The following is a 7,551-nucleotide window of genomic DNA, read 5'->3' on the forward strand; positions in this document are numbered from 1 at the left end:
GGGGTCCGTTCGGCGGCCGGCTTGCTGGCCGGGTCTCAGGCGTCGGCCTGGTCGTCGGGGTTCGGGTACTCGGAGCGAGGGTTGATCAGCAGCGCCTTGACGGCCTCCCGAAATAGGTACAGAGAAGCGGGGTCGGCGGTGAAGCCGAGTGACCGGTCGTACGCGGTACTCAGGGCATGCTCGATCTGGGCGAGGGTGAAGAGGGTGAAGAGGGTGCGGCGGGGCTGACCGTCGCCCGCGCCGGGGGCGTACGCGGGCAGTGGTGTGTAGCGGTCGGCGCGGGCCAGGCCGGCGGCGGGCCCCTCCGGGTGCAGGGGGCCGCGCGCGATCTGCCGGGCGTGGGTGTCGGTGGCGCGGAACCGTGCGTTGCCCCACGGCCGTTCGAGGGCCACGATCACGGCGCCGTCGTCGTCCCAGGCGAACGCGGGAGGGGTGGAGGCAACCTGGGCCATCCGCACGATCTGCTCGGCGAAGTGCTTCTTCGCCTCGGCCTCGGTGGCGCCGCGCCCCACCAGCGAAGCCAGTTTCACGCGCCATCCCTGGCCGTGCCGGAGCGGTCGGTGTACGGCGGTGCTGGGCAGTGCGATGGATACGGTCTCGTTCTCAGGGGAAGACATGAGGTCCTTACGTCGTAGGCGGGTTGGTTCTCGAAGGGCAACGCCGCCCCCGGGGCACTGCACTGCCCCGGGGGCGGCGCGTCTGCGCGTCCCGTTAGGAGAGGGACAGGCCGGCCGCCGTGAGGGCCGCTGCCGCGCCCAGCGCGCCGTTGCCTCGCGCGATGCCGACGATGTGGGGCCGGTGGGTCTCGTCCCACACGTACCAGCGGTCCCCACCGAGCTGCGGAGTCCACACCAGTTCGAGGATCCGTCCCGGGGTGGTGGAGCGCCACCAGCCGCGTCCGGTCTGCTTGAACGTCAGCCCGACGATGGCCGGGATCTGCGGCATCGGCCCGAACCGGCGTTCTTGCAGAGCCAGGTACTCGGGAGTGGGGACGATGGCGACTCGGGCGAGGGGGGTGGCGGCGTGTCCGTCGGGCAGCAGCCGCGCCCACGGCGCCCACTGCTCAGCTTCGCTCTCCCGCAGGGGGCAGGCCGTCCACCGTGCGCCGCGCGCGCAGGTGAATCCGTACTGCGTCAGGTGCCATCGGGCGGCCAGGAGCAGACCGGCTGTCATCGCGCCGGACGTGAGCGATCCGAGGTAGATGCCTTCCGGGTTGTTCTGCCGACCGGCGGCGCCGCGCTCGGTCAGCGGCTCGCGGTCGATCTGGTTGCCGCGTGCGTCGTACAGACGCAGCGATGCGCCGCCCGCGGCGGCCGGGTACGCCAGCCGGATCTCAGCCGTGACGGGCCGCATGGTCTCCTCGCTCTTGCGGATACGGTCAAAGGTGTCGGCCTCGGCCGAGCGTGCCTGGGGCGGCTCTCCGGCCCGGCCGCCAGGGACCTGGTGCGTGTCCGTCCGGCTCTCCTGCGAGGCGTCCGTCCCGTGCTCCCGGTCGGTGGCGACCGCGTTGATCGCCAGAGTGACGGCCTGCTTGCGGCTGGTGCTGTGCTCGCCGAGTTCCCGTCGCTCTGCGTCGACTTCGCGCACGATCCAGAACAGTGTCCCGTACGCGGGAACCTGGAACGCGGCGTAGGTGCTCTGGGGGAACTGCCGCCGGTTGATGGTCTCACCGGGGAGTGTGAACAGCCATCCGTCGACGCCGTACCCGCTGCCCTGGGGCCGCTTGCCGTTGGTGGGGGTGTAGCGGGTGTAGTGCGGCCTGACGGTCTCTCGGACGATGCTGCGGGCCGTGGTGGTCATGACAGGGTGTCCTCTCTCGTCGGAGGGGTGCCCGCTGTCTGCGAGCGGGGGGTGCCGGGGCGCGGCTGGCACGCCCCGGCACGGTGGTCAGACCTGTCGGTCAGTCGGCCTTGCGTAGTTCGCGGATGGCGTCGGCGACGCGGACGGCGAGGCTGCTGAGGCGGTCGGCGGAGCACACATCGAAGAGGTCCCTGCCGTCCCCCTCGGGGGACGTCTCGACGTGCAGGACTCCGCTGAGGGCCACACCGAGGGTGTAGCCGTGGCTCTCGCCGTCCGCCTGGAGGTAGCCGCGCACGCCCCACGCGCCGGAATCCGCGCACCACTTCTCACCGAGGAGATCGGCGGCGGCGCGGGCGATGTCGGAGATGGAGAAGGTGTACTCGGTTCCCGGGGCGGGGTGGTACTCGCCAGCCTCGTCACGAGCGAGAGAGCCGACGTACGCCTCCTCGTACGCCACGATGGCGTTCAGCACGACACGGCCCGCGATCCGGCGGTACTTGGGCCGAAGCTCCGACTGGGAGAAGCAGACGGCGCAGATCGCGTAGTGGACCTGGCAGGCGGTGTCGGCCCAGAGCGCGATGTGACTCTGGCGTTCCGCGTACTCCCGCATCGCGGTGAGATGCGTGGTGAGCAGAGGGGCGACACGTATGGGGAAGGCGGTGTAGGACCTGTGCGCGCTGAGCGCTTCGGCGGCGTGCGGGGCGGAGACGGTAAGCATGATGGTGGAAGTCCTTACGTTGTTGGTGGGTTGATTCCGGTCTGAAGCCGTGCGGTGCTAGGAAGCTGCTCAGTCCATGGACAGGGGCTTGCAGGGCTCGTTGTTCCGCCAGTCCTGCGTGACGTCCGTGCCGCCGCGCATGACGGTGATCGAGTAGCCGTAGGCGTGGAGCACGCCCGATTCGCGGGCGTCCTCCTCGCCGTGCTCCGCGATGTCACGCTTGACGGCGGCCGTGAGCTTCTCGAAGGCGGCGTCGTAGGAGTCGAACGACTCGATGTCGCCGTCCTCGCGCACGAGCCAGAACTCGGTCTGATCGGCGTCCTCGGACAAGAAGTACTCCCTGGTGTGTGGGGGTTCGAGGCCCTCGAAGTGCCCCGTTTCAACATAGGTAAATCTATCTTTTTGGGGTGGAGGGGTCAACGCTGAACAGGCGTCCGGCGGAGGTGGGTTCGCGCGGTTTCCGCCCTGCGTCCGGGAGTGGAGGAAGGCGGCAGCCCGTGGCGCCGCTCCCGGCCGCGGCGGCTGGTGTGCCCTGGTGTGGTGCCGGTGGATGCCCCCCCTGCCGTCCCGGCAGAAAAATAACGGGGCCCGGGCGGGAGGTGCGCAAGGCTGCGGCGAAGCCTGGCCTTGCGCACCTCCCGCCCGGGCCCCACGCTCGGTCGCCGGGATGCGAAGGAGTGAGTACCGACTGAGGGTGCCGCGGGGGGAGGGGAAGGTGGCCGGCGGGGTCAGGAGGGGGGAGGGAGGAAGTCGGCGACGGCCGTCGCGTCGTAGTACGGCGTATCGGCGACGCGGATGACGGGTGCGGGGGCGAACTTGCGCTTGAGGAGGGTCTTCACCCGGTCCCGGCGCTGTTCGAGTGTGAGGGGGGCGGCGGTCTCGGGGAGGTGCTCGGCGATCTGGCTGCGGGAGACCAGACCGAGCCCGGGGAGAACGTCCTGGGCCGCCTGGCGCAGATAGTGGCCCGCGAGGTCGGCACTGATGCCCAGATCCCGGGCCACTATGCGGGTGGGCAGGTCCTCGCCCTCGCTGATCGCGGTGCGCAGGCGCTCGGCCACGTCTGCGCGGCGGGTCTTCTGTATCCCGGACACTGCGGCGATCCCGGCGGGCCGGGGGCCGGTGTATCCGGGGCGTGTGGTGTCGTACCACAGGAACCAGTCGGACACCTCGCCGGCGTCGCGCATCCGGTCCCATTCGTCACGTGGAGGGAACGGGTGCTCGGGGTGGTCCCGGTAGCTGTCTGCGAGATTCTTCACGGCGCCTGGCGTCACGCCGCGAAGACGCGCGATGTCGGTCCAGCGCCACCGCTCGCCGGGCGTGCAGGGCATGCGACGGGGCTCCGCCGAGAGCCGGGGACCCGACGCCACCTCAGGCGTTCGTTCGTCGGGGCCGAAGAGCTGTATGCGCACCCACAGCGCGCCTTCATCGAGGGGGAAGAGCTGTACCCGCCGGGGCCCGGTCCGGGCGGTGGACGCGAACTCGGGGTCCGCGTCCAGCCAGTTGCGGACCGTCTTCTCGGAGACGCCGGCGAGGTGCGCGAAGTCCTTGCGGGTGAGCTCCTGGATGGTACTCCGCACCTGTGCCAGGCGTTGATCGAACTGTTCTCTGGTCGTGGTCATCGTGACTCATCCTGTCTCATGCAGGGGATGGCGGAGCCGGGTGGTCCCGGGGGAATCCCCCCCGGGACCACCCGGCTCACCTACACTCGCGACTGCGTACTGCCGAAGGGGGTTCTCCTTCTGGCGGTGTGGAAGGGGTCGGCGGCTTTGCCCGAGTCAGCACACTTCGGTGGTGCTGGTACGGACGTCGTCCGTGCCGTCGGCCCCGCTTGCGCCCCCGGAGGCATCGGTCGTTTCCTGGCGGGAGGCGAACCACTCGGCTACGGCCTTCGCGCACGCGGCGGCGTGCGCCATGAGGTTGAGTCCGGGCGGTGCCTGATAGACCCGTTCGATGGTGTCGAAGTCTCCTCCGTCGCTGGCCCCGTAAGCCCAGGCGCTCACGCCGCCCGTGTAGTCGGCAACGGAGCCCTGATAGCCGTCGGCGGTGAGCACGATGTGCTCGCTGTCCAGCGCTTTGTCCTGGGGAATGTGCGGCGGGTGGGCGGCGACGAAGTCCTCGTCGATGTCCAGGAAACCAGGGATTTCAAGGACTGCCAGGGCGTGCAGTAGGACCGCGGTGACGGGTACGGAGGTGGCGTCGGTCATGGGGAGGATGCCTCTCGGTGTCGATGTCGTCGATGAGAGCCGCAGCTCTGTGTTCTGGAGTGGGGCCGGGGCCGGAACGCGGGCGCCTGTGCGCGGCGCCGCATACCGGCCCCGGCGCGGGGGCGTCAAAGCCAGGCGTGCGCGTGGTCGCGTATCCACGATGCGGCGAACTTTGCGCAGTCGACGGACTCCTCGGCGATACCCCCGGGTGCGGGGGAACCGCTGTACAGGGGACGGATCTCGTCGCCGTCGGTGTCGTGCAGGGTGATCGTCCACGGTTCGCCGTGGGCCTCGACCCCCCGGTCGGCGCTCTCGCCGGACCGCGCGAACAGGCGGGCGCCGGTGTGGACGTCCTGGCCCGTGGCGGCGGTGTCGAGCGGGATCACCCGGTAGGTGATGCCGCTCTCCGCCATCGGGTACGACGGCACGCCGTACACGCCGAGGGCGGCGTTCAGGACGTCCCCCTCGGTCGGAGCGGGTTCCTCGACGGGACGCAGTTCGATGTAGCGGCCGGGCAGGGCCACGGTGTAGGTGCAGGAGCTGTCGATGAGAATCCGTGCGGACCCTTCCCTCCGCCAGCGGCTGAGGGCGAATTCGACCAGGTCCGCTGACAGGATCTCCGGGTGGCGGGTCCTCCCGCTGTCGTGCGAACGGGTGTATGCCGCCGTGTAGTGCACAGCGTGGGCGACGGGATGGGCCGGAGCGATCTCCGTGCCCTGCTCGGGCACGGGGTACACCGTGCGGTGGGCCGCGCCCAGGGCCAGCCGGTGGACGTCGGCGACGACCTCGTAGGCGGCCACATGGGCGGCTTCCTCCAGGAACACCTGTTCGCGGACCGACCGGTGCTCGTCGGCTGTGCCGATCCGCCGCGTGCTGAAGAGGTGGGGTAGGAGATGCTGTTCGGAGCGGAAACGGGCGAGGCGGCTCTCCGTCCGGTCCAGCTCCTGCTGGTGCCTGGCCGCAGCTCTCCGGTGGAGCTCCAGTACGGCCCGGGTCGTGTCCAGCTCCTGCTGTGCGGTCGCAACCAGGCCCTTGATTGACCTGTGCATGACGGATTTCTGCATGGGTTTTCTTTCGCGTGGGTTCGCGGCTGAGGGGCCTCGGCGCCCCGACAGGGGGGCTGGTCCTGCCGTCGGCGGCCCGGTCGCGAGGGGCCGCCGACAGGATTACTTGCCCCGAATTGACATAGGTAAATCTATCTCATTTGGGGGGTGGGGTCGACGGTGCTCCGTCGGTCCGGAGCGTTGTCGACGGGCGCCTTCTTCCGCCGGTGTGCGGTGTCAGTTGTCGTTGTGGAAGCGGTCGGCGATGCCGGGGAACGCGTTCTCGTCGGCGTGGAGAACATCTTCGAGCATGAGCAGCGCCCACTCGTCGTGGTGGTCGCGTACGGCGAGCCCGGCGGCCTGCGCCTCGCTGCGCGCGGTGTACGTGAGGATTTTGTACCGCGACTCGAACACGGCGTCGTCCAGGGCGGCGCGTTGCAGGTCGGCTTCAACGGGGTGGGCTGCGACGCGTTCGACGTGCAGGACGCGCCTCTCAGGGATGTAGGTGTCATCGCCGAGCTGGCTGTAGTCGCCTTCGTCGTCGACGACCAGGAGAAACGTCGACACGTCCTTGTCGAGTCGGACGCGGTAGGCGGGGGCGGAGTCGGGAGTCACGACGGGGTCCTTCCGCTGCTGTGTGAGTACGTTGTGGCGGTGTGCCCGGTGTCGGCACCGGGGGTTCTGCCGAACAGGTAGGACCCGCCGCCCGCCGGGAGGGGAGGACGGCGCGGTCGGTCAGCTGGCCGCAGCGATGCCACGGCCGATCCTCACTGCCGGTCGTGGGCGAGTTCGATGATCTGTTTCAGAGTGAGGTTCTTCTTGAACGGTTCACCGAGGTGTTCCTCGGCTCCGGCCATTTCCGCGAAGATCCCGGGGTTGAGGCGAGCGGACGCGATCAGGTCCTCCCGCTTGGCCAGCGGGCAGGCCCGGCAGCTGAGCCGTCCGACGTGCTCGTAGGCTGGATGCCAGGGGATGGAGTAGTCGCGGTGAGCTTTCCAGACGTCGTCCGTCGTGAGGCGGTGGACGGGGAGCCACGTGGTGACGTCGCGGAGGGACACCGCGGTCATACGGTGCTGCTCGATGACCGGTTTCTTCGAGCGCGCCCGGGACTCCTCGGCCCGCATGCCCAACGCGTATCCGGCCCGGACGGGGCGGCCGAGCCTCAGGCCGGCGCCGACCTCGTCGACGTAGTCACGGCCCACGGCCGTCTTGAGGTCGGAAGTGCAGAACCGCGCGAAAAAGCCGGGCCAGTTGCCGTGGCTCATGATCCGGTCCCACAGCGACGGCCACCGTCGGCTGCGGCGGACGGTGAACGGCACGTCGTAGAGAGCGGCATGACTGCGGGCTACTTCGAGGGCGCCGGGCCACTCGATCAGGTGCCCGTTCGGCGTCCTGCCGAGGTCGCAGTGCAGGATCCTGACCTTGTGGAGCTGGCCCGCTGCGTCGGCTTGCGCGCACACCTCGTGCACCAGGACACCGGAATCCTTCCCTCCGCTGTCGCCTATGATCACGACGTCGTTGCGCTCCCAGTCGAACTCGGCGGAGAGAGCGGGCACCGGCGGCGGGGTGAAGAGTTCGAGTTGCTGGCCGCCGCATGCGCTTGCGCACGGCGGGGTCGGGCTGAGGTTCGTCGGCATGGGTGCCTTTCCGAAGGCGTTCGTACGGGCTGCCCGGATTCCCGGGCAGCAGGGGGCGGTCGAAGAGGCCGCCGGGGGGGGGGGGGGGGGGGGGGGGGGGGGGGGGGGGGGGGGGGGGGGGGGGGGGGGGGGGGGGGGGGGGGGGGGGG

At 70.1% G+C, this 7,551-nt stretch carries 9 protein-coding genes; all 9 read right to left on the reverse strand.

Annotation, left to right across the window (positions count from 1 at the left end; all coding sequences use genetic code 11):
* Positions 1-35 precede the first annotated feature (35 nt).
* The 9 genes from ACLZOT_RS15305 to ACLZOT_RS15345 all read right to left on the reverse strand — a co-directional run bounded on the left by ACLZOT_RS15305 (position 36) and on the right by ACLZOT_RS15345 (position 7,402).
* Entirely contained in the window at positions 36-530 is a 495-nt protein-coding gene (locus ACLZOT_RS15305) for a hypothetical protein (protein WP_416969412.1), read from the reverse strand.
* Between the two features lie 181 nt (positions 531-711).
* The gene (locus ACLZOT_RS15310; RefSeq protein ID WP_416969413.1) at positions 712-1,800 is read right to left on the reverse strand and encodes a hypothetical protein; all 1,089 of its coding nucleotides are present in this window, start codon (positions 1,798-1,800) and stop codon (positions 712-714) included.
* A gap of 100 nt (positions 1,801-1,900) precedes the next feature.
* On the reverse strand, positions 1,901-2,518 hold the full coding sequence (locus ACLZOT_RS15315) for a hypothetical protein (RefSeq protein ID WP_416969414.1): 618 nt from the start codon (positions 2,516-2,518) through the stop codon (positions 1,901-1,903).
* Between the two features lie 69 nt (positions 2,519-2,587).
* Complete coding sequence (locus ACLZOT_RS15320; protein WP_416969415.1) at positions 2,588-2,848, reverse strand: hypothetical protein; 261 nt, start codon at positions 2,846-2,848, stop codon at positions 2,588-2,590.
* Positions 2,849-3,246: 398 nt separating this feature from the next.
* Positions 3,247-4,137: a hypothetical protein gene (locus ACLZOT_RS15325; RefSeq protein WP_416969416.1), complete on the reverse strand. Its 891-nt coding sequence runs from the start codon at positions 4,135-4,137 to the stop codon at positions 3,247-3,249.
* Between the two features lie 156 nt (positions 4,138-4,293).
* Complete coding sequence (locus ACLZOT_RS15330; protein ID WP_416969417.1) at positions 4,294-4,722, reverse strand: hypothetical protein; 429 nt, start codon at positions 4,720-4,722, stop codon at positions 4,294-4,296.
* A gap of 125 nt (positions 4,723-4,847) precedes the next feature.
* Positions 4,848-5,771, reverse strand: coding sequence for a hypothetical protein (locus tag ACLZOT_RS15335; protein ID WP_416969418.1), 924 nt, complete (start codon positions 5,769-5,771; stop codon positions 4,848-4,850).
* Positions 5,772-6,002: 231 nt separating this feature from the next.
* The gene (locus ACLZOT_RS15340) at positions 6,003-6,380 is read right to left on the reverse strand and encodes a hypothetical protein (RefSeq protein WP_416969419.1); all 378 of its coding nucleotides are present in this window, start codon (positions 6,378-6,380) and stop codon (positions 6,003-6,005) included.
* A 152-nt stretch (positions 6,381-6,532) separates the two neighbouring features.
* Positions 6,533-7,402, reverse strand: coding sequence for a hypothetical protein (locus ACLZOT_RS15345; RefSeq protein ID WP_416969420.1), 870 nt, complete (start codon positions 7,400-7,402; stop codon positions 6,533-6,535).
* Positions 7,403-7,551: the final 149 nt, after the last annotated feature.

Source organism: Streptomyces sp. 4F14 (genome assembly GCF_048159485.1).
In the GTDB taxonomy this organism is placed as follows: domain Bacteria; phylum Actinomycetota; class Actinomycetes; order Streptomycetales; family Streptomycetaceae; genus Streptomyces.

What these genes read in the sequence shown, in the direction of transcription:
- ACLZOT_RS15345 (WP_416969420.1), bottom strand. Translation starts at nt 7,402, where the DNA reads ATGCCGACGAACCTCAGCCCGACCCCGCCGTGCGCAAGCGCATGCGGC.
- ACLZOT_RS15310 (WP_416969413.1), bottom strand. Translation starts at nt 1,800, where the DNA reads ATGACCACCACGGCCCGCAGCATCGTCCGAGAGACCGTCAGGCCGCAC.
- ACLZOT_RS15315 (WP_416969414.1), bottom strand. Translation starts at nt 2,518, where the DNA reads ATGCTTACCGTCTCCGCCCCGCACGCCGCCGAAGCGCTCAGCGCGCAC.
- ACLZOT_RS15330 (WP_416969417.1), bottom strand. Translation starts at nt 4,722, where the DNA reads ATGACCGACGCCACCTCCGTACCCGTCACCGCGGTCCTACTGCACGCC.
- ACLZOT_RS15335 (WP_416969418.1), bottom strand. Translation starts at nt 5,771, where the DNA reads ATGCACAGGTCAATCAAGGGCCTGGTTGCGACCGCACAGCAGGAGCTG.
- ACLZOT_RS15325 (WP_416969416.1), bottom strand. Translation starts at nt 4,137, where the DNA reads ATGACCACGACCAGAGAACAGTTCGATCAACGCCTGGCACAGGTGCGG.